Origin of the sequence: Limnobacter sp. (assembly GCF_046297615.1) — a bacterium.
In the GTDB taxonomy this organism is placed as follows: Bacteria; Pseudomonadota; Gammaproteobacteria; order Burkholderiales; family Burkholderiaceae_B; genus Limnobacter.
Window position 1 is genome coordinate 773789 of record NZ_JBKBHM010000001.1, and the last position, 20227, is coordinate 794015.

General features: G+C 57.7%; 17 protein-coding genes. 11 read left to right on the forward strand and 6 right to left on the reverse strand.

Annotation, left to right across the window (positions count from 1 at the left end):
• Positions 1 to 53: 53 nt before the first annotated feature.
• Positions 54 to 2708, reverse strand: a complete 2655-nt coding sequence (locus ACK4FF_RS03625) for an ankyrin repeat domain-containing protein (RefSeq protein ID WP_409704688.1) — start codon at positions 2706 to 2708, stop codon at positions 54 to 56.
• Positions 2709 to 2881: 173 nt separating this feature from the next.
• Here ACK4FF_RS03625 and ACK4FF_RS03630 point away from each other — a divergent pair, with 173 nt between their 5' ends.
• A complete protein-coding gene (locus ACK4FF_RS03630) occupies positions 2882 to 3892 on the forward strand; it encodes a CaiB/BaiF CoA transferase family protein (protein ID WP_409704690.1) in 1011 nt (336 codons plus the stop codon).
• On the opposite strand, the gene ACK4FF_RS03635 is transcribed toward ACK4FF_RS03630, so the two are convergent.
• Positions 3873 to 5702, reverse strand: a complete 1830-nt coding sequence (locus ACK4FF_RS03635; RefSeq protein WP_409704692.1) for an ankyrin repeat domain-containing protein — start codon at positions 5700 to 5702, stop codon at positions 3873 to 3875. The two genes, ACK4FF_RS03630 and ACK4FF_RS03635, sit on opposite strands and share 20 nt — an antisense overlap.
• 526 nt (positions 5703 to 6228) lie before the next feature.
• On the opposite strand from ACK4FF_RS03635, the gene ACK4FF_RS03640 reads away from it, so the two are divergent.
• Positions 6229 to 7989 carry an AMP-binding protein gene (locus tag ACK4FF_RS03640; protein ID WP_409704694.1) on the forward strand — a complete coding sequence of 587 codons (1761 nt, stop codon included), beginning with the start codon at positions 6229 to 6231 and terminating at the stop codon, positions 7987 to 7989.
• Between the two features lie 119 nt (positions 7990 to 8108).
• Here ACK4FF_RS03640 and ACK4FF_RS03645 read toward each other — a convergent pair whose 3' ends face one another.
• Both ACK4FF_RS03645 and ACK4FF_RS03650 read right to left on the reverse strand, forming a co-directional pair.
• Entirely contained in the window at positions 8109 to 8939 is an 831-nt protein-coding gene (locus ACK4FF_RS03645; protein WP_409704696.1) for a hypothetical protein, read from the reverse strand.
• A gap of 72 nt (positions 8940 to 9011) precedes the next feature.
• On the reverse strand, positions 9012 to 9683 hold the full coding sequence (locus tag ACK4FF_RS03650; protein ID WP_409704698.1) for an OmpA family protein: 672 nt from the start codon (positions 9681 to 9683) through the stop codon (positions 9012 to 9014).
• 80 nt (positions 9684 to 9763) lie between these two features.
• Here ACK4FF_RS03650 and ACK4FF_RS03655 point away from each other — a divergent pair, with 80 nt between their 5' ends.
• Together ACK4FF_RS03655 and ACK4FF_RS03660 are read left to right on the forward strand one after the other, a co-directional pair.
• Positions 9764 to 10123 carry a CidA/LrgA family protein gene (locus tag ACK4FF_RS03655; RefSeq protein WP_409704700.1) on the forward strand — a complete coding sequence of 120 codons (360 nt, stop codon included), beginning with the start codon at positions 9764 to 9766 and terminating at the stop codon, positions 10121 to 10123.
• On the forward strand, positions 10120 to 10869 hold the full coding sequence (locus ACK4FF_RS03660; RefSeq protein ID WP_409704702.1) for an LrgB family protein: 750 nt from the start codon (positions 10120 to 10122) through the stop codon (positions 10867 to 10869). The genes ACK4FF_RS03655 and ACK4FF_RS03660 overlap by 4 nt, the downstream gene beginning before the upstream one ends.
• A 2-nt stretch (positions 10870 to 10871) precedes the next feature.
• Here ACK4FF_RS03660 and ACK4FF_RS03665 read toward each other — a convergent pair whose 3' ends face one another.
• Both ACK4FF_RS03665 and ACK4FF_RS03670 read right to left on the reverse strand, forming a co-directional pair.
• On the reverse strand, positions 10872 to 11015 hold the full coding sequence (locus ACK4FF_RS03665; RefSeq protein WP_409704704.1) for a hypothetical protein: 144 nt from the start codon (positions 11013 to 11015) through the stop codon (positions 10872 to 10874).
• A complete protein-coding gene (locus ACK4FF_RS03670) occupies positions 11012 to 12256 on the reverse strand; it encodes an MFS transporter (protein WP_409704706.1) in 1245 nt (414 codons plus the stop codon). Before ACK4FF_RS03670 ends, ACK4FF_RS03665 begins: the two co-directional genes overlap by 4 nt.
• Before the next feature lie 167 nt (positions 12257 to 12423).
• Here ACK4FF_RS03670 and ACK4FF_RS03675 point away from each other — a divergent pair, with 167 nt between their 5' ends.
• The 7 genes from ACK4FF_RS03675 to ACK4FF_RS03705 are packed head-to-tail and all read left to right on the forward strand — an operon-like array spanning position 12424 to position 20215.
• Entirely contained in the window at positions 12424 to 14100 is a 1677-nt protein-coding gene (locus ACK4FF_RS03675; RefSeq protein WP_409704708.1) for a type II secretion system protein GspD, read from the forward strand.
• A complete protein-coding gene (locus ACK4FF_RS03680) occupies positions 14097 to 15014 on the forward strand; it encodes a hypothetical protein (protein WP_409704710.1) in 918 nt (305 codons plus the stop codon). Before ACK4FF_RS03675 ends, ACK4FF_RS03680 begins: the two co-directional genes overlap by 4 nt.
• 5 nt (positions 15015 to 15019) lie before the next feature.
• Entirely contained in the window at positions 15020 to 16708 is a 1689-nt protein-coding gene (locus ACK4FF_RS03685) for a GspE/PulE family protein (protein ID WP_409704712.1), read from the forward strand.
• 1 nt (position 16709) lies between these two features.
• Positions 16710 to 17960, forward strand: a complete 1251-nt coding sequence (locus ACK4FF_RS03690) for a type II secretion system F family protein (protein WP_409704714.1) — start codon at positions 16710 to 16712, stop codon at positions 17958 to 17960.
• A 3-nt stretch (positions 17961 to 17963) separates the two neighbouring features.
• On the forward strand, positions 17964 to 18824 hold the full coding sequence (locus ACK4FF_RS03695; RefSeq protein WP_409704716.1) for a hypothetical protein: 861 nt from the start codon (positions 17964 to 17966) through the stop codon (positions 18822 to 18824).
• A gap of 3 nt (positions 18825 to 18827) precedes the next feature.
• Positions 18828 to 19310, forward strand: coding sequence for a hypothetical protein (locus ACK4FF_RS03700; protein ID WP_409704718.1), 483 nt, complete (start codon positions 18828 to 18830; stop codon positions 19308 to 19310).
• Positions 19307 to 20215: a peptidyl-prolyl cis-trans isomerase gene (locus tag ACK4FF_RS03705; protein ID WP_409704720.1), complete on the forward strand. Its 909-nt coding sequence runs from the start codon at positions 19307 to 19309 to the stop codon at positions 20213 to 20215. The genes ACK4FF_RS03700 and ACK4FF_RS03705 overlap by 4 nt, the downstream gene beginning before the upstream one ends.
• Positions 20216 to 20227: the final 12 nt, after the last annotated feature.

Genomic DNA, 20227 nt, shown 5'->3' on the forward strand with positions numbered 1-20227 from the left:
ATCGCTTAAGCAAAGTTCGCCCCATCTTTACTTTTGGCCAAATGCCATCCGCTTCAGCGCGAGCGACGCTGTACTTCGTCTTCTTGCGACCGCGCCTTCAGAAAGCGCACGAAGTCATTGGCCCATGCCTGATCTGCTGGGGTCTGTCCGTACTCGCTGAATTCTTTCTCCGCGCATTCCACGATGATATTGACTTCTTCATCGGCTTCCGGGGCCATTGTCAGGCCAAGCTTGATCAGTGCATCAATGAAGAGTCTTACTGGGTCCCTCGCATCGATCCGTGGTTCAGGTGACCCTATCAGGCCCGGTACGTTTTTCAAGTAGTCGTCGTGCAGGCGTCTCCCCACGTCAAAATGACACTCAATCATCTCAAGCACTACGTTGGTCAGTAGAACGTCTTTGAAGTGCGCAATACCCCCTTCTATTGGCTTTGGCTGAATATCGCAAATCAGTTCTAAAAGTAGTTCAACCGTGTTAAGCCTGCGTTGAATGGTGGCTAAAACGAGGGCATGAATCAACTCGCCTTCATCAAACAATTTGGCGGCCTGTTTTACTTTGGGGCTGGGTTCGTCCGCGTCGGTGTCAGAGTCGTCAGAGTTGGGCACGAACTCGTCTTCAAGCCCCTCGAAGGCGGAACGCTGATCGTAGAGTCTGGCGATCACTTCGTTATGGCCAAACAAGGCAGCAAGTTGGATCACATTCAGGCTGCCTCCGTCGTTGGGAATGGTGTAATGCACCTTTGCACCACGGGTTGATAGCAGAAGCAACATGTCGATGTCTCCTCGGATGGCGGCCAGGTGAATCGGTTGCAGGCCCCAAACATCCTCGGATTGGCGGCTACCCGCATTGGGGTCGGCGCCTTGCTTGATCAAGAATTCGGCTGTGTCTTGCATGCCTTCAACCACCGCGGCATGCAGAGGGGTCCACCTGCGTTGATGCGCGTTATCATTGGCGCTCAGGTTCACCGCTCTGCTTTTTGATTCTTCCGTCGTCAATTGCCCCAGGATGGTTTGTATGAATGCGGTGTGCCCAAGCCGTGCAGCCAAGTGAAGCGGGTTTTCCGTTGGGGGCTGACCAATCCTTTGCGTGGGTGCGGTTCTGAAAGAGGACCACGAGGCGTATCTGCTGAGCATGTCCATCAGTAACTCGTTGGAAAGGTCTGGAATCGACTGGAGCAATTTCTTGGTGAAGTGGCCTTCGCTGTCATTGAAGGCCAGCACATGCAACACGTTCAAGCCTGAGAAAGTTTCGCTAAGTTGTAGTGTCGTGAAGTAGCCCTGCCTGATGCATTCCACCTGCTGGTCGTCGTTCAGTTGTTCGATTGAGAGCGTTTCAAGCAGAGCAGCCCTCAGTGCCTCTGTGGATTGGCGCAGCTTCCATGTGAAGTACGGGCGAAGTACCAGAGGCAGACGAGTGGTCTGTTGCGATTCCAAATGCCCCAGCAGGGCGCGCAACGTCATGGGTATTCCGGCCCTGGCCTGCGCGATCCTGAAGACTTCGCCGATGTCAGGAAAGTCGGCCTGACCCAGTGCTACACGGTCTAGAAACTCTGCAAACCTGATTGTGGCGGGAACATTGAATGCCGCTGAGACAACGGTGGCGTGATGCTGTGTTGACTCTTGCTCAGTCCTCTTGAGCAGGCTTGTCGCAGTCTTGAACAAATGTTTGCGGCCTAATGTGTCCAGAAATCTGGAGGTGTGATAGGGCATCCCGCTGGATTCTCGCAGGAACTGCTGAAAGCTATCGTCGTTCAGCATCCACCACTTGTCAGCAAGCCAGGTCGCTGTTTCCACATTCTTATCGAGCAATTGGTGATCCAGTGCTTGAGTTCCCATTCGACTGACTGAGGCTTCAAGCAAGTTTTCTGCCGCTTGTTGAACACACTGGGTAGATGGACGCCTGGTCGAGATGAACCGAGCCCGTTCTTTGTTGTTGTTGGGCAGAGCATTCATGATGGCTTCCAGCATGCGTGCATTGCCATTGACGGCGAAGTAGCTGGCTGCCCGGTAGCGAGGCTTATTCGGCAGCATGCCCAGTAACGTGCGCCATGTGTCTGGTGGCCGATGTATCTGCAAGGTTCTCAGAGCCTCGGTGAGAATCTGGGCCACTTCAGGTGGGCTAACTTCCTTGCTTTGGGTTAATGTCAGCAACAGGTCCAGACCGTCGCTTGTTAATTGGCAGGGGTCGATTGCTTTGTCTTGCAGCAGAGTGAACAGCAACTCGGGGGTTTTTGTCAGGGTGGCGGCCAAATGCAACAGATTGAAGGTGGCTGCTGGCCGGTTGGCGTTGGATTGGATTTGAAGCGCATCCTTGGCGATGGGTACTTTGTTCAGGTCCACCCCGCAACGTTTGAGAAAGTGAAGTTGATCATGCAGGGTCAGCCTTACCGGTGGTGTTGGCCGAAATTTGGTTGGCCGGGAGGGCTTGATGACCAAGTACCGCAACACTTGCCCCAGGGAGTACTGGCTTGCAGCCCCTGTAAAAAGCACCGAAAAAAACTCGGCTAGTTTTTCCGGGTGCTGCTTCAACATGGCGGCCACCGGGTCAAGGGCTTGAATGTCCACGGTGCCATCAACAAAGCGCTGCCCGAGTGCACTGAGTCCCATCGCGATAGGGCGGGCTGTTGGGGTGCACAATTTTTTGTGGTCTTCGGTGTCGTCAGCGCGGGTTGGGCTGGGCGAACGCTCCAGTTCAATTTTGGGTGGCATGCGGCACCGGTGTGAATGGGAACGCGTTTTGTGGGGGTCGTGGCCAAAGAAGTTCCTGCGGTGTGCAACTGAGCAGGTAATTCCGGGTTTTGGCCGATTCAGGCAAGCCAGTTAGGCTGAGGCGGTTTATGATTCAATCAATCGTTTGGTTGAACATTCAGTGGATTTTTCCCATGGCCCCTATTCAAGACCCCACTTTGCTCCAAGGCATCACTGTTCTGGACCTGTCGCGCAACCTGCCCGGCCCCGCCACGTCACTGGCGTTGCAACAAATGGGGGCCACGGTCATCAAGCTGGAACCCCCGCATGGTGACGATGCGAAAAGCATGCCGATGTTGTACGCCGCCTTGAACAGCAAAAAGCAGATTGTCACAGCGGACTTTCGCACCGCCGAGGGCATTCAGGTTCTTAAAGACTACGCTGCCAAGGCCGATGTGCTCATCGACGGTTTTCGCCCCGGTGTCATGGCCGAAATGGGCTGTGGTTACGACACGCTGAAAGCCGCCAACCCAAAGCTGGTGATGTGCTGCATCACCGGGTATGGGCAGGCAGGGGCCATGGCCGAAAAGGCAGGGCATGACATCAATTACATGGCCATGAGTGGGGTGCTGGCTGGCCTGCAAACCGCCGAGGGCGACATTCCGGTGCCGGCTGTGCAGTTTGGTGATTTGCTGGGCGGCACGTCCTATGCGGTTCAGGGCATTCTGGCTGCGCTGCTGAAGGCACAGCGCACTGGCCAAGGTACGTTTGTGGATGTGTCGATGACCCACAACCTGTGGAAGCAAAACATCATGCCCGAGAGCATGGAGCAGATGTGGGTGATGCTCAGTGGCAAGCCTGCCCGCCATCAGGACGACCTGCTCAGCGGGGGGCTGGCCTGCTACAACGTGTACCGAACTGCCGATGGCCGCCACTTGGCGGTGGGCTCACTGGAGCACAAGTTCTGGAAAGTGGCTTGCGAGGCCATCGGCAAGCCTGACTGGGTGAACGTTCACTGGAGCCGTGGTGCCATGCCCGGCACGCCGCCCGCCGTGGACATGCTGGCCAAAATGCGGGATTTGATTGCATCCCAGCCCCTGGCCCATTGGGAGCAGGTGTTCGGTGCCGTGGATGCCTGCATCACCCCGGTGCTGACTCGCGCCGAGGTGAAAGCGCGTGGGGTGTTCACACCGCCCCGTGTTTGATGGCGAGTAGGGTGCGCTGGATGATTTCAGTCACCTCCGGTTGGCCCAACTGCTCAGCTTGCTTTGCTGGTCGTTGACCCTCCATATTCGGGGTGTTGAACAATGTTTGGAGGTTGGATATCGACAGGTGATCAATCAGGCATTCCAGTATGTCTGCGCGACCCACGCCCAGTGCCAAGTTCAATGAGGTGCAACGCCTGGTCTTTCTAGGGGCAATAGCAGAATTCTGCGGCCCCTTGCCCTTTGACGCCAATGTGCCCATGGGGTTGGCCCCTTCATCAAGCAGCAATTTCACCATGCCCAAGTGTCCAGCCTCAATGGCAGCATCCAAAGGTGTGCACGCCTCAAAATCGGGTAGATTCAGCAATTTTTCAGCGTTCATGGGCTCTAGAGAGTTGAGTGCAGCCTTCAAGAAATTGATATCGCCCAGCGCGGCGATCTGATGAATCAGAGGGAAGTCAACGAAGTTCTGAGTCTGGCCCAACAAAGCCAAGCGCAACTCATCGGTATGCAGTGCATTGAGTATGGTGTTCAGTTTGTTGGTCCGCGCAGTGTCATCGGTTTGTCTGAGGAGCCACTTGATCGGAGATGGCATAGGCGGTGTCTCTTTGGTCAGGCAGCGCAAACGATCTGCCGGTTTGTCAAGCAGTTGCAGAGCGCGTTCAAGTTGTTCGGCTGTGCCCAAGTGGCAAATGACTTGTAACGCCGATTGGGGCGGGATCAGCGGGCGGGTTAGTGCGCTAAACCGGGCAGTCTGCGACATTCTTTGCGTCGCCTGCATAAGACTGTCCAGTTGTTGATCGTAAAAGCCCAAGCGAATCAACTCATCCCTGTAGTCGTCTAGAAGGCTTGGGTGGTTGGACAGAACATGCAGCCGGTTCGCGCGCAACGCGGTCGATTGGCACGCGCGTGCAATGGCTTTCAAAGCACCAGTCTGGTTGGTGGTGCAGAGGTGTTTCCAGGGGCTTTGGTTGGGGTGCCCCGGTGTATCCAGCATTTCGCGCTGATAGTCATCATTCGGTTGTGCAGCCAGCAACGCCTGTACTGTATTGTCTCGGTCGGCGTTAAACCCGGAGGTTACCGCCCAATACAACGGGGTTCGAAATTGCCTGTCGCAGGCGTTGAGTACCACATGTCGCGCTGCATCATTGGGCGCATGGCTGAGTAGGGCATTTATCGACGCAATGTCTCCAATATTGGCGGCCAGGTGCAGGGCAGTTGCGCCATTCGGTCGCATGCCAGCCAGCATAATTCGAACTTTGTCATTGCCCTGTAATGGCCGCAGCAATGCATGAATTGTTGCAGCCCTTGCATCTGGTCTCGTATTCAGCAGAGCCATGTGTAGCGGGGTGCGCCCTCGATCGTCAGTGGTGCTTAAGGCACTCAGCAACTCTTTACGGCTCAGTCCATCCAGAAGCGGCGGGATGCAAGCTGGGCGATTCAGTCGGGCGGCCAGGTGCAGTGGTGGGCGGGTGCCTTTGGGTGCCGGTTGACCAAGGCCGATGAGTCGATGAGGTGTGCGCTGATTCAACCGAAATGCCCCAACCAGCAGTTTGACGGTTTCATGGGCGTGGGGGTTGCTTGGTGAGCTGATCGCCACTTGAATGCTGGACAGGGTGGTGTCACTTCCGTTGTTGGGGATTGTGTGCCACACCGATTCGGGGTCGGTGTTTTGCGACAGCAAATGGCGCAAGGTGTCGTTTTGTCCGAACAGTGCGGCTTGCCCAAGCCTGTTAATCGTCAATGTCGGCGAGGGCTGCGCCGGGTGTGCTATGTCGTGTGATGAAGAACGGTCGATTGGGGTGGGCATGGTGGCAGTTCGGCAGGTGGTTGGAGCAGACCTCCTGAGTAACACGCAGTGGCAGTGGGTTCCACCCGGAATTTGTCAACTCGGTTGCCGAACCACAATGACTTGCCTGGCACTCAATAGTCCTTTTCCTCTGTGTCAAACAGCAACCACTGCCCAGTTCTGCTCAACTTCGCGACATGTTCCAGTGGGGGGCAGGCGGATTCCATTGCCCATGTGGGCAGTTTGCCTGGTCAGAATGATCGGGTCGATGAACACAAGATTCAGTACAAGCCTTGTTCAGATGGAACCGATTGAGCCAGCTTTTTGTGGAATTCGCTCACTTTGAACCCGAACTTTTCCTGAAACTGCGGTCTAAAAACTTACGCGGGGCTTACCCATAAAGGGTGAACGATGCTATCGTAGAGCCCTGCGTAAGTTCATAACATCACAATAAAAAATCGAGTGCACGGGGCTCGGCCGGGAGACAAAACCTGACACTGACAGGTCTTCTGTTGCCGCCTGCACACGGTTTCAAGGAGATACAAGCATGTCTGCACGTCCCGATGACGCCGCTCAGGTTTCGTCCAGCCAATTCAATGGATTTGTGAGCAAGGAAGCCCAGGAGCTGTTTGAGTCCCGGTATTGGACCAAAAGCTACCCCCCGGGCGTGTCGGGCGACATGCCCCCAGTGCGCAACAACAGCATGCTTGAGCTGATGACCAAGTGCCTGAAGGAATTCGCAGACCGCCCAGCGTTTGTGTCCGCAGGCACCGAGTTCACCTACCGCCAAGTCGACGAGTTGTCTGACCAGTTTGCCGGTTACCTGAAAACCCAAGGCGTGAAAGCTGGCGACGTGGTGGCCATCATGCTGCCCAACTGCGTGCAGTTCCCTGTGTGTTTCATCGGCGCCATGAAGCTGGGTTGTACCCTCACCAACGTGAACCCGCTGTACACCGTGCGCGAGCTGAATCACCAGTTGAAAGATTCAGGTGCTGAGACCATTGTGGTGTTCGAGAACTTTGCCAACACCCTGCAGAATGCGCTGGAAGGCACCAAGGTCAAGAACATCGTGATTACCCAGCTTGGCGACCTGCTGGGCGGTTTGAAAGGCCTGATCGTCAACTTCGTGATGCGCAAGGTCAAAAAGATGGTGGTGCCCTACAGCCTGCCCAATGCAGTGGCTGTGAAAAAGGCACTGGCCGCAGGCAAGGGCGTGAGCTACCCCAAACCCAACCCGCAGCTGGACGATGTGGCACTGCTGCAATACACCGGCGGTACCACGGGCGTGTCCAAGGGCGCCATGCTGACCCAACGCAACCTGATGAGTAACCTTGAGCAGGGCTTGGCGTGGATGAGCGAAGCCATCGGCAAGGACCCCATCACCGTGGTGACCATGCTGCCGCTGTACCACATCTACGCGTTGGCCGTGAACTGCATGCTGTTCATGACTTTCGGCGCTCGCAACATTCTGATTGCCAACCCGCGTGATGTGGGCACCGTCATGAAAGTGCTGCGCAAGGAAGAGTTCCATGTGATTACTGCGGTGAACACCCTGTTCAACGCCTTCCTGAACAATGAAGAATTCTGCAGCCGCGATTTTTCCAAGATGAAGTTTGCGATGAGCGGCGGTATGGCTTTGCAACAACCCATCGCCGAGCGTTGGTACAAGGTGACTGGCTGCGCCATTTCCGAGGGCTTCGGCATGACCGAAACTTCACCCGTGGTGTCCGTTCCCCCATTGCATGGTGCAGAGCGCCCCGCCTTCCGCGGCAATGTGGGCCTGCCCCTGCCCGGCACCGAAGTTCGCCTGCGTGGTGACAATGGCCTTTGGGTGGGCTTGAACGAGCCTGGTGAGATTTGTGTGCGTGGCCCTCAAGTGATGCTCGGCTACCTGAACCGCCCTGAAGAAACCGCAAAAACCATCGACAAGGATGGCTGGCTGGCCACGGGTGACATCGGCACCATGGACGAGCAGGGCTTCCTGAAGATTGTGGACCGCAAAAAAGACATGATCATCGTCAGCGGCTTCAACGTGTTCCCCAACGAGATCGAAGACGTGGTTGCCCAGCACCCCGGCGTGTTGGAGTGTGGCGTGGTGGGCGTGCCCGACCCAGTGACCGGCGAGAAAGTGAAGCTGGTGGTGGTCAAGAAAGACCCGGCAATCACCAAAGAAGACCTGATTGCGCATTGCCGCAAGGGTTTGACCGGCTACAAGATTCCAAGCTTCGTGGAATTCCGCGACGAGTTGCCCAAAACCCCAGTGGGCAAAATTCTGCGCCGCGAACTGCGCGACAAGCCAGCCGCGTGATGATTAAGGGGCTTGCATAAGCCCCTTCGATGTAAACAGCAACGGCCTCTTTCAGAGGCCGTTGTTCATGGTGCAGCGGGTTTTCTGATCAAAACTCAACGCGCCGAATTCGGGCGTCGTCAGGCCCCATGCTTCTGTACGAGGGGGAACACAGGCCATATCAGCGGCGCCGCGTCGGCCAGCAGGTCAAGCTGTGTGTCGTCAGCCTGCTTTAATAGGGCCTGAATGCCCAAGTTGGGCGGCTGGGCGGTCACAACGAGAGTGAGGTGAGGCGGACGCTTTTTCCCGTCTGGGGTTACACGGGGTGCGGCCGCCCTAATCCTGTCCGGCATGACAGCCACCTTCAGGCCCATTGGGGATGACTCCAAATCCAAAGCGGCACTGGGCACCCAGACCGCTTTGCAAGCGGCATCAAGCAGCGCGTTGATGGTCGTTAGAATCTGCGCTTTGATCGTTACATCATCGTGTCCAAGGTCGATTTGAAGCACATCGCTGTATATCGCCAGTCCGGGTTGATTGGTTGCCAATCCAAAATAAAGTGGGGTAGGAACGAGGTTTGCAACTGTGACGTTTGCAGCAGTGACTTTTGCAGAGTTGGGCTGGCGCACGGAAAAAACAATCAGTTGCCCAGCCAATTGTTGAGCAGACAGCTCGAATTCATGCAGCGTTCCACGGCCGTCCGGCCAAGGTTGACGTTGCAGGTATTGATTGATGTTCGTTTGAAGGTCTGGGTTGTCTGCTGTCATGCTGAAGAGGCGGGCTTGATCGGCTGACAACCGCACGCCATGGGCCATAAGCCGCTTGGCCAGCGCCTGTACGGCCCACCGAAACTCTCGACCGCATTCTTCCAAGCCCCTAGAGGGTTGAACCGAGAACGACATTTCAACGTGCAACGTCGGTTGAGGAGGTGCCGCATTACTGGTGTTCGCGGCCGAACTGGATTGCATCATGGTTGCCCACTCAGTTAAACAGACTGAGTGGGCATTGGGAGCGCGGTTGTTCCCGAGCGGGTCCGCCCAAGGTCAGTTGCGCACGTACATTTCCACGCGGCGGTTTTGTGCGCGGCCAGCTTCAGTGTCGTTGCTGCCCACGGGGAATCGTTCACCCAGGCCAGCGGCGGTCAGGCGTGTGGAGTCCACGCCTTTGTTGACGAGAAAGCCGGTGACCGACTGCGCACGGCGTTGGGAGAGGTCCTGGTTGAAGGCGTCTCCGCCCACACTGTCGGTGTAGCCAATGACGCACACAATGGTGCCGGGGTTGTCGCGCAGGGTGGCGGCAATCTGGTCCAGCGTGCTGGCAAACTGCGGTTTGATGGCGGTTTTGTTGGTGTCAAACAAGGCTGCACCGGGAATGTCGAGCATCACCGAGCCATCGGCCTGTTCACGCACGGCGATCTGGCTGCCTACCAGGTAACCAAACAAGCCACCCAAGCCAGCACCCAGCAGGGCCGAGTTCTTGCCGCCCACCGCTTTGCCCACCACCGCACCGCCAATGGCACCGGCGGCGGTGCCAATAATCTTCTTGGTGTTGTCCACGGGGCGTTCGGGGGCCAGTGGGCAACCGGCTACGCTGAATGGAGAATTGGGTGCAGGCTGGGCTTGTTGGGCGGGTTGTTGAAGGTTGGCGCAACCGGCGGACAGGGCTGCGGTGGCCAGCAGGGTGTAATGCACGACGGGTTTGATGGACAGTTTCATGGGAAGATTCCGGTACAGGTAACAAACAATCAACGATTCAATAGGGCGATAGGGCTACTCCCACGCCCGGAAGGTATCCCATGTTAAAGGCTTTGACCGTACTTTTGGCGTTCCAAACGGCAGGGGAGTTGTTGCACCTTTGGTGGCTAGCCGCCATACCCGGCCCCGTGCTGGGCTTGCTGCTGCTGTTGGGGTGGTGCACTTGGCAGCGTGGGGTGCCGGGGTACCTTGACCACACGGCGCAGGTGTTCAGCAGCAACCTGGGCATTCTGTTTGTACCCGTGGCCGTGGGGGTGGTGGTGTTTCTGCCCGCGTTGTGGCCGGTCGCGGGCCCTTTGATGCTGGTGTTGGTGGGCAGTGTGCTGGCCACCTTGGTGGCGGTGGCTTGGGTGCTGAATACGTTGGCGCATCGCGTTGAGCGCGAGGACGAGCAGCCATGAACCCTGTCAATTTCAGGCAGTTGATCGACTGGCCCAATGTGTGGGTGTACCTGTCGGGCAACCCGCTGTTTGCCTTGTTTGTCACGCTGCTGGTGTATCAGTTTGGGGTTTGGTGTGCCGAGCGTTGTGGGCGACACCCCTTGGTCAACCCCACACTGATTGCCGTGGTGTTGTTGGCCACCGGTTTACAGCTCACGGGTTGGTCGTACACCGATTATTTCGCAGGGGCCCAGTTTGTGCATTTTCTGTTGGGCACTGCCACGGTTGCTTTGGCCATACCCATTTACCACGGCTTGCGCAGCGTGCAGGGGCGTGTATTGCAGCGGGTGTTGATGCTGATGGCTGCCTTGTTGGTGGGCGCGCTGGTGTCTATGGCCAGTGCTGTGGGCCTGGCCCGTTTGCTGGGCCTTGACCCTGCAATTGTTCATGCCTTGTGGGCCAAGTCCATCACTTCACCGATTGCCATGGGCATCAGTGACCGCATTGGCGCATCGCCCACATTGACTGCGGTGTTTGCCATTCTCACCGGGGTGTTGGGCGCGGCGCTGGTCACGCCCGTGTTCAATGCCATGGGTTTAACCCGGTGGTGGGTGCGCGGCTTTTCAAGTGGTGTGGCAGCGCATGGCTTGGGTGCGGCGAGGGCTTTTGTGGTTCACCCCGAGGCTGGGCGGTACGCCAGCCTGGGCATGGGCCTGCACGGTGTGGTGGGGGCTGTGTTGGTGCCTTGGGTGTATGGGTGGTTTTAACTTCAAAGGCACGCCGCCCATGCGGCGACAAACACCGCGCGCATGTCTGGGCTCAGGTAGGCCGCAGCCGCCAGCAGGGCCATGGCCAGCAGCGCAAGCTTGGCCCAGCCCGGCAGCAACCGGGTTTGGTGGCGTGGGTCTGTCATGCAGCCACCGGTTTGTGGTTTGGCGCCGCCCAGGCTTTTTCGGCAATCGGCCAGTTCACTGCGGCGGCCACCACACTCAGCGCAATTGAAATCCACCACACCAGCGTGTAGCTGCCGGTGAGGTCGAACAGCGCACCGCCCAGCCACCCACCGATGAAGGCGCCCAGTTGGTGGAACAGAAACACCAGCCCACCCAGCATGCCCACATTGCCCACGCCGAACATCACGCCCACGGTGCCCGTGGTTAAGGGCACGGTGGACAGCCACAGCACGCCCATGCAGGCCGCAAACAGGTAAACAGACCATTCGCTCAGGGGCAGGCTGAGGAAGGCCACAATCACCACCGCGCGAAGGCCGTAGATGCCGGTCAGCAGCAAGGGTTTTCGAATGCGCCCACCCCACAGCCCGGCCAGGTAGCTGCCCAGTATGTTGAACAGGCCGATCAGTGCCAATGCATTGCTGCCTGCGGTGGCCACAATGCCTTTGTCCAGAATGTAGCTGGGCAGGTGTACGCTGATGAAAATCACCTGAAACCCGCACACAAAGTAACCGAAGCTGAGCATCTGGAAGGGCCTGTGGCGCAGGGCACGGGCCAATGTGGCCCCCACACCCAATGGGGCTGGGTTATTGCTGGTTGCGGTTTCAGAAGCGGGTTTGCCCAAACGCAACAGGGGGTAGGCCAAGGCCAGAATCAACAGGGCCAGGGCCGAGAAAATCAGCAGTGTCTCCGACCAGCCGGTGTGGTTGATCAAAAACAGACCACCGGGCAGAAAGGCGAACTGGCCCAGCGACCCCAGCGCCATGCTGATGCCCATGGCCATGCTGCGTTGTTCGGCCGGCATCACGCGGCTGATGGCGCCAAACACCACCGGGAATGTGGTGCCGCTCAGGCCCAGGCCAATCAGCAGGCCAGCACTTAAGGCCAGAAGGCCAGGGCTGTTGGCGTGGCTCATCAACACCAGCCCAAGCGCGTACAGAATGCCCCCGCCTACCATGGTGAGGGCGGCGCCGTGCCGGTCGGCCAGCCGACCCACCACGGGTTGCACCAGGCCCCAGGTCAGGTTTTGCAGGGCGATGGACAGGGCAAATACTTCGCGTCCCCAGCCATTGTCCAGGCTCATGGGTTGCAGGAAGAGGCCGAACGAATGCCGGATACCCAAAGACAGGGTCATGATGAACGCCCCACACCACATCACGGTGATGGGGGAGGGCAGGCGGCTGAGTGGTGGTTGGTTCGGCATGACAGTTCTTCGGCAAGCGTGGCTGGGTGGGCTAACGGGCTCCTCCAACTGGTGAAGCGCTTCATACCTCGGACTGGTGGACTAGGTTAGTTGCCACCTTAGAGGGATGTTTAGCTCATCCCGGTTTCCCATACTGGGGGCATTCCAGTCAACAGGACAAGCCCCTGATGAAGCCCCAAACCGTATTGAACACTAAAAGACGGTTGACCACCATCGGTGTTTACGTGGCGATGGCCAGCACCTTGGCGGCCTGCGCCCCCATTCGCCCATTCCCGAGCACCAAGGCTGTCCGTGAATCCATCAAGCAACCCGAGTTGACTGTGCCTACCCCCAATTTACCCACCATGACTTTGCCCATCGAGCGCATGCCCGAGGACACATTCTGGGTGAAACCGAATTACTCCCAGGGTGAGTTACCCGTATTGATGGTGCGTAATTTGTCGGTCACCGAGCGTGGCTTGTTTGATGTGTTGCAGATTCTGCTGGCCAACACCAACATGCCCCTGGCCTTTGAGGGCGGGCCCGAGTCGGCAGCCCGCTACGGTGTGGTCACTTTGAACAATTTGAACGGTCCGCTGCCCGATGTGATGAACAAGCTGGGCGAGATCATGGGCTTTTTCTGGACGGTGAGTGACAGTGGTGTGTTGCGCATCATGCCCGAGCAGCAATTTGTGGTGCCCATGCCCCCTGTGCTGAATGAAGACAGCATGGCGGGTATTACCAACACCTTGCAATACCTCGGTGCGCGCGATGTGTTTCTGGACCGGATCAACCGCTCTCTGGTGTTTCGCGCCAACCGCCGCGCGTTGACGGACATTCGCAATTACCTGGACCGCGCCCGCGCCACCCGCTCGCTGATTGTGTACGACATGAATGTGTTGCAGGTGGACCTCAACGACAGCAACAACATGGGTATTCGTTGGGAGTTGTACAAGTCGGGTGGTGGTTTGAATGCGGGCCTGGACTCGCCTGTGGCGGGTGCGTCCAGCACGGCCCGTGCACTCAGCCAAGTGTCGCGCACATCCACGGGTGTGGAAACCCTGATCTTCGGGGAAAACTTTCAGTCCAGTTTTTTGATCGATTTCTTGCGAACACAAGGCGATGTAAAAACCTTGAGCCAACCCAAGATTGGCTTGATGAATGGCACCAATGGTTCCATTCGCGTGGGCCAGTCCACCGCGTTTGTTGCGCGGGTGGGGTCGCAGATTATCAACGGCGTGGCCCAGTCCACAGCCGACACCCAATTGTTGCGCACCGGCCTTGAATTGTCGCTGACCGGTGAAGCGCACGATGCAACCATCTACACCCGCATCAACATTTCCATCACTGAATTGCTGGCCTTGAAAAAATTCACAGCACTGGGTGTGGATTTGAACTTGCCCGAAGTGGCCGACCGTGAACTGAAAACCCAGGTGCGTTGCCGCCCCGGCGACACGATTTTGCTGGGCGGCATCACTGTGTCGCGCAGTCAGGATGATTTCCAAAAAGGTTTGGGCATTTTGAGCCGAACCGACGCGGTGAAGCAAACCGAATTGGTCATCACCATCTCCCCCAAGCTGTTGCGTTTTGATGAGTTGGCCAAGGCCGACACTCGTATGCCTCAGCAGGTACCAAGCCGGTTGGATGTGCCTTCGGCCAAGGAATTGCTGGCACCCCCACGCAGTGAAAGCCCAGCCGAGGAGCCGCCCGTGGTGAGCACGCCTGCACCTGTGCGTGCTCGCTCGGATGGGAAGGTGCTACGCAAAATTGACCCAGTGCCGCTCAAGATGAGCATGACCCTGCAACGCCTGCCCGAGCCCTATTGGACCGACAACACCCAGTACGCAATGAGGGCCAAACGATGAACATTCCCAGAACGCTCAGTGTGTATTGCGTGCTTCCTTTGGCCTTGGTGCTGTGGAGTGCTGAAGCCGAAGGGCAGACCGCCATTCAGAACCCGTTGGTGCGCCCAGCCTGGAGCACCATCAGCAGCAACGCCGCAGGCGGTGGGCGGGCCGAGGGCCAAGGTGGCGCAGAACCTGCACCACGTGGGCGAGGTGGCGAGCCTGCACCGCCCGCCCCACCTTCTGGCGACCCTGCACTGCGAGACAAAGCCGAAGCGCGGTTGACGCAGGAAGACTTCAACATTCGCCAGCAAACGCTGAACGCCGCCAACGTGCCTGCACCTTTGGTGGCCATGTTCGACCAAATGGCGGTGAGTGCCCATGTCAGCAACGCTGTGGTGTTGCGCAGGTTTGACCGTGGGCCATCCTCGGCCAGTCAGCCCGCGCCCAACCCTACACCGCAGCCCTCACCCAACCCAAACCCCAACGGCCAGGCTACAGCCATGCAACCGGCTGTGCGCACCGCATCGCCCTTGGCGGGGGGCTTGTCCAGTGCTTCATCGGTGCTGCGCCTGAAGGTGGGCCGCAACACCAACATCAACGGCTACACCTTGCGAGCCCGGGTTGAAGACCTGGATGTCACCGTGGAGTGGTTGAACGACCAAGGCCGCTGGGTGACCGTGTTCTTCGGTGCGGTGGAGTCGGGCCAATCGTTGGCCGTGGTGCCCGCTGAACTGGAGAAGGTGGACACCAAGGCTTTCGATTACCTGGTGCCCAACAAAACCAGCCAGATTGTCGGCGGCGCTGGCGGTGGCTTGGGCGGTGGTGCCGGTGGCTTTAACGGCGGTGGATTCAATCAGGGTGGTGGCCTGGGCGGTGGCTTTGGCCAATCGGGTGGCAACGGCTTTGGCTCTGCACCTCCTTTGTTCAGGTGATCAGCATGCGAAACACAAACGTTGATCTTGGTGAAGTTGGTCTGGACCAGCAACAACTGGAACTGATCCGCCAGCAGTACGTGCAGTTGCGCTCGGAAGGCCGAAGCGCCGACTTGACCACCCTGGCCCTGCGTTCACGCTTCGTGAACCTGGATGACTTGAAGGTGGACGATGATGAAGGTGAAGAGGGCGACCTGGCCTTCACCCTGCAAACCATTTTGCCCATTGATGTCTGCAAACGGTTTTCCTGTGTGCCGGTGGAATTGTCCAAGGGCGAGTTGACGCTGCGTGCGTCCTTGCCCTTGAACCCGGCGCAGATTGCGCGCATTGAGTCGTCACTTCGTGTGCGGGTGAACCGCATGATTGTGGTGCCCGCCAGCAGACAAGATGTGTTGTCCGTGATTCAAGGCTTCGAGCAATCGGGTTCTGTGGCCAGTTTGATTGAACTGCTGAAGGCAGAAGGGTTGGAAGCAGGGCGTTTGCGTGCCCTGGTGTTTGCAGTGCTGCGCGAAGCCATCGGCATGCGGGCCAGCGACATCCACCTGAACCGCAAAGTGGACCCTGATGCGTGGTTGATGTACCGCGTGGATTCCGTGATGCGGCCCATTCATTTGCTGCCCGAGGTGCTGATGCAATCTTTGGTGGCGCGCATCAAAATTGAAGCGGGCATGGACGCGTCCAACAGCCGAACTGAGCAGGACGGCCGCTTGTCGGTTGATTACGATGGCCGCACGGTGGACTTTCGTGTGTCCACACAACCGTTGGTGGATGGCGAGTCGGTGGTGTTGCGGGCCTTGGACTCATCCACACTGCCCAGCCTGGCGGCCTTGTTCCCCAGCCAACCTCGCATGATCAGCCTGATACGCGGCCTGAACCTGCAGAACGGCAAAACAGGGGGGCTGGTATTCATCACCGGGGCCACCGGTTCCGGTAAGTCCACCACGCAATACACGGTGGCTTGCGGGTTTCGCCGCGACACCATGAATGTGATTACCGTGGAAGACCCGGTGGAATACATTCTGCCCTTCGCCAAACAAATCCAGTTGCAGGCTTTGATCAAACAGCGGGCCATTGAGCTTGAGCGTTCCATCCTTCGGCAAGACCCTGACATTCTGATCTTCGGTGAAATTCGTGACGCCGATTCCGCACGTGCTGCGCTGGCCTTTGCAGAGAGCGGGCACTTGGTTATTTCCACCATTCACGCCAACAGCGCCCTGCAGGTCACCGAGCGGTTCTTGTCCATCATTGACCCGGTTCACCGTGAAGATTCTGAATTTCTGATTGCCCACTACATGCGTTTGGTGGTTCATCAAAAGTTGGTGAAGCGCCTGTGCACCTGTGCGGTGGATTGCACCCCGGAAGAAGTGGCGCATATTCGCGAACGCAGCTTGCGCAAAACCGGTGGGCTGGTGAGGTTGGGTGAACACCTGAAGAAAGCAGCCGGGTGCGGACGCTGCGCCAACACAGGGTACATGGGCCGGGTGGCGGCGCACGAAACCATTCACATTCCCAACGATGAAACCATGCGCGCGCGCTTTGTGAAGTCGTTCCGGGGCAGGCAGATTGAACTGCCAGCCGACCTGGTGGAGACCAATGGCGTTGAGTTCTTCAGCCGCCTAAGCACCTTCGAAGCCCTGCTGAACAACGGTGTTCTGGACTGGCCCACCGTTGAAAAGTCACTGGGGGTAGAGTGACATGAACCTGCACAACTACCGTGTTCAATACCTGGCGCCGCAAATGCTGGACGCCACGGCCCGGCCCGACGCGCGCTTGACCGGTTACTACCGGCACGAATTGGTGGTGGCTGCAGGCCGCCCGCGTGAAGCCATGCAGTCCGTGCTTGAGCGGGGTGGGGTGGTGCTGGATGTGGTGCAAATCAAGCCCCGTGGTGCCTTGTCGCGCCTGCTGAAAAGCCCGGTGAACCGCACCTACAAACAGAAATTTTTGCAGGCAGTGTCGTACAACGTGCGCTCGGGCCTGTCGCCAGAGAAGGCCTTGGAGCAGGTGATTCTGGGTGAATTGGGCGAGCCCCGTGTGGCCCTGAACGAGGCGCTGGATGCCTTGCGCCAAGGCTATGGTTTTGTGCAGGCCCTCAGCCTGCTGAACTGGTTTGACAGTTCCACCATCGCGGTACTTAGCGCCGGTGAGGCAGCCGGGCAGCTTAGCCGCGCGCTGGACACTGCAGTAAGCTTTTACGAGAAAGGCTCAAGCACGCTGAAGCTGATGTTTGGTGCCGTGGCATGGACGGCGCTGGACTTGATCATGGCGGTGAGTACGGTGATTGGCATGCGCTTTGGCCTGATTGAAGAGCTGAAGAAAACCCCCTTGCTCAGTGAGGATGAATCCAAAGTGGCCGCCTACAAAAGTGCGCTGGCTTTGGCCGAGCATGTGAACAACGGCTTGTTGGTGTTCTCCTTCATCTTCGTGTTGTTCATGTTCTACTTCATTTTGATGTTGCTGTCGCCCGACCAGAAAGTGCGTGGGCAAGCCCTGACTATTCTTGAGCGTTTCCCGGTGGTGGGCCAGTTGTTGGTGTGCTCGGGTATGTCGGCGACGTTCCGGGTGTTGTCGTCTTTGCTCTCCGGTGGCGTTACGTTTCTGAATGCGGTGTACATCGCACGCAAAGGCTCGCTCACGCCCACCATTGTTGGCTTGTGGCAAGAAGTGGTGAGCCGCACTGAAATTGGTGAACACCCCTCCACCGCATTCAACTCGCCAGTGTTGGACAGCAGTGAACGCCTGCTGATTCGCTCCCACCGCGACCAGGCCCAACTGGCCGAATGTCTGGAATCCATCGCAGCCAGCCGCGAAGACCGCGCCAACGCGGCTGCGAAAAAATTCGCAGTGATCGCCTTCGTGGCTTCGCTGGTGTATTCGGGCATTGCGGTGCTGTTCAGCCTGGCCGTGGTGTACCTGCAAAACGAATCGGTTCTGTCGGGGGCATAAGGCATGATCGACAGCTCAGCCAAACAGTTTTACCTCAACCTCATTGCAGGCCGATTGCCCGTAGGCTCGGCCAGCCCGATGAAGGTGGTGTCCAACCAGGCCTATGCCATGTTGGGCACCAACCGCCTGCATGTGTTCATCGCCATGCGTGGTGGCTATGCATATTACTTCGCAGTGGAAAGCCAGTACGTGGCTTCCATGCCCGGTTTTCAATTGCCCTTCACCGAGGTGTTGCCGGGCGAGCCCATGCACAAGGGCGATGGGGTGTATTGCATCAAGGCGGAGGACTACACCTCGGCCTTGATTATCGAAGGTGCAGGCCTTCGCTTGGTGAGCAATGCACCCGATGTGATGGAGGACTTCCTGCTCGGGCTGGACCTGCCCATTCACGAGCTGACCCACCGGCAAGGCAAACCACTGACCAGCGTGCCCCAGGAAATTCTGGGTGTGTCGGAAAAGGTGGGGGGATGGATCAACAAAATTTCGCTGGGCACCTTGGGCGTGTGTGCCTTGGTGTACCTCGGCTTGAACGGCTACCAAATGGCTGTGGACACCTTGAACCAGCCCACGCTGAACATGCAGGCCGTAGAAAACGACCTGAATGCCACGCTGGACAAACTGAGTGTGCAGCAACCCTTGGCCATGCAGTTGTCGCGGGTGCAGCGGGTGTCGGCCACGGTGATTCGCTCGGGCGGATGGATCGAGAAATACAGCATGAATGGCCAACGCAAGGAGGACTTTGAAATCATGTTGCCAAGCTGGGTCAGCCAGGATTACCTGGACCAATTGGGCCGCGATGTCGTCACCGACCTGAGGGATGTCGAAGGGTTGCTCATTGTCCGTAAGAACAACAAGGGGAAGTGAATCATGAAGCTGAATTTCAAACAGGACGGCGCCATGATCACCACTGAACTGATGCGATTGCTGGGTGTGGCACCAATGTTCACCCTAGCCGCCGCGGTGTTGATGTTGATCATCACCACATTCTCGATCAGGGACTTCATTGTCCGCCAGCAGGCTGAGCGCAAGAGTCTGGAGTTACCCCAGTTCTCGATCAGCGCCAAGCCGGTACCCAAGGCTGTGTACGAAGACTACGCGAAGGTGCTGGCCCGGCTGAGCGCGAATGTGGAAGTGACAGCAGTGCCTGAGGGCCTGCAGATTGCCATTGCTGATGCCCAGTATTACCCCGAATTCATGTTCGTGTTGAACAGCATTCAGGGGGTGTCGGAGAAGGTGATCTGGCGGGCCGAGGAAATCTGTCTGGCAGGTTGTAAATCGGGTGCTGCGAGCGCACTGGTCAAGGGCCTGACCGAGAAGGTCAACGTCAAACTGAGAGGGAACGACGAATGAACGACGATCAATTGAAAGACGCATTGCCCGGTATGGGGCACATCGAAGCTGAGGCCGCTTCAACCTCGAACGGTGCGACTGGCGAGCCATCAGCCGCTTCATCGGCCCGTTGGGTCAAAAGCGGTGTGGCCCTTGCGGTGGTGGCCGGCCTGGGTTGGGGCGGTTACCTGATGTGGGGTGGCAAGGCCGATGGGCAGGCCACTGCAGCCACGGCCAACACCCCGACATTCAACGCCACCGCAGTGGTGGCCAAGGTGAATGGCCGCACCGTGACTGAGGGTGAAATTCAGGGTGTGGTGCAAGCCGGTGTGGACAAAGCCATTGTGGTGGACCGTTACATCAACAAGGTGCTGGCCGCCGAAATGGGCCGCGAACGTTATGCCAAGGAAGCCGAATCTGTGATTCAGGCAGCCGAGCGTGAAGTGCTGTCCACCCTGTACACCACCCGTCGGATGGATGAAATTCGCAAGTCCATCACCGATGAACAGATCAAGGACTTCTACGACAAGAACGTGCTGGATGAAAACTTCAAGCTCTGGAAAGTCAGTTATTACCTGTCCGGTGACAACAACGACATTCAGAACACCTTGAAGGCCATGAAGGATGGTGAAAGCAAGGCCTTGGCGCAGCTTAAGCCACTCGTTGAAACGGGGGATGGCTTTGCGGTTGCCAATGTGTTGCCCTATAACCTGGGCCGAGTGGTCAGCAAAATGAAGAAAGGTGAGTTCAGTGGTGTGTTGCCTTTGCGCAATGGTTTTTTGGTGCTTCGCATCGATGACCTGCGCCAGTTGGACAAGCCCAAGATGGATGCTGTACGCAATGAAATCATCGAAAACATTTCCTTGCAGAAATTCAATCAAGAACTAGAGCAGGCACGCAAGCAGGCCAAGGTCGAATTGGGGTAAACGCACACATTC

Excerpts from the sequence above, each read along its gene's own strand:
- ACK4FF_RS03625 (WP_409704688.1), bottom strand. The coding sequence starts at position 2,708 with ATGCCACCCAAAATTGAACTGGAGCGTTCGCCCAGCCCAACCCGCGCT.
- ACK4FF_RS03700 (WP_409704718.1), top strand. The coding sequence starts at position 18,828 with ATGAAGCTGAATTTCAAACAGGACGGCGCCATGATCACCACTGAACTG.
- ACK4FF_RS03635 (WP_409704692.1), bottom strand. The coding sequence starts at position 5,702 with ATGCCCACCCCAATCGACCGTTCTTCATCACACGACATAGCACACCCG.
- ACK4FF_RS03665 (WP_409704704.1), bottom strand. The coding sequence starts at position 11,015 with ATGACAGACCCACGCCACCAAACCCGGTTGCTGCCGGGCTGGGCCAAG.
- ACK4FF_RS03705 (WP_409704720.1), top strand. The coding sequence starts at position 19,307 with ATGAACGACGATCAATTGAAAGACGCATTGCCCGGTATGGGGCACATC.
- ACK4FF_RS03630 (WP_409704690.1), top strand. The coding sequence starts at position 2,882 with ATGGCCCCTATTCAAGACCCCACTTTGCTCCAAGGCATCACTGTTCTG.
- ACK4FF_RS03660 (WP_409704702.1), top strand. The coding sequence starts at position 10,120 with ATGAACCCTGTCAATTTCAGGCAGTTGATCGACTGGCCCAATGTGTGG.
- ACK4FF_RS03680 (WP_409704710.1), top strand. The coding sequence starts at position 14,097 with ATGAACATTCCCAGAACGCTCAGTGTGTATTGCGTGCTTCCTTTGGCC.
- ACK4FF_RS03645 (WP_409704696.1), bottom strand. The coding sequence starts at position 8,939 with ATGATGCAATCCAGTTCGGCCGCGAACACCAGTAATGCGGCACCTCCT.
- ACK4FF_RS03675 (WP_409704708.1), top strand. The coding sequence starts at position 12,424 with ATGAAGCCCCAAACCGTATTGAACACTAAAAGACGGTTGACCACCATC.
- ACK4FF_RS03640 (WP_409704694.1), top strand. The coding sequence starts at position 6,229 with ATGTCTGCACGTCCCGATGACGCCGCTCAGGTTTCGTCCAGCCAATTC.
- ACK4FF_RS03695 (WP_409704716.1), top strand. The coding sequence starts at position 17,964 with ATGATCGACAGCTCAGCCAAACAGTTTTACCTCAACCTCATTGCAGGC.
- ACK4FF_RS03670 (WP_409704706.1), bottom strand. The coding sequence starts at position 12,256 with ATGCCGAACCAACCACCACTCAGCCGCCTGCCCTCCCCCATCACCGTG.
- ACK4FF_RS03655 (WP_409704700.1), top strand. The coding sequence starts at position 9,764 with ATGTTAAAGGCTTTGACCGTACTTTTGGCGTTCCAAACGGCAGGGGAG.
- ACK4FF_RS03650 (WP_409704698.1), bottom strand. The coding sequence starts at position 9,683 with ATGAAACTGTCCATCAAACCCGTCGTGCATTACACCCTGCTGGCCACC.
- ACK4FF_RS03690 (WP_409704714.1), top strand. The coding sequence starts at position 16,710 with ATGAACCTGCACAACTACCGTGTTCAATACCTGGCGCCGCAAATGCTG.
- ACK4FF_RS03685 (WP_409704712.1), top strand. The coding sequence starts at position 15,020 with ATGCGAAACACAAACGTTGATCTTGGTGAAGTTGGTCTGGACCAGCAA.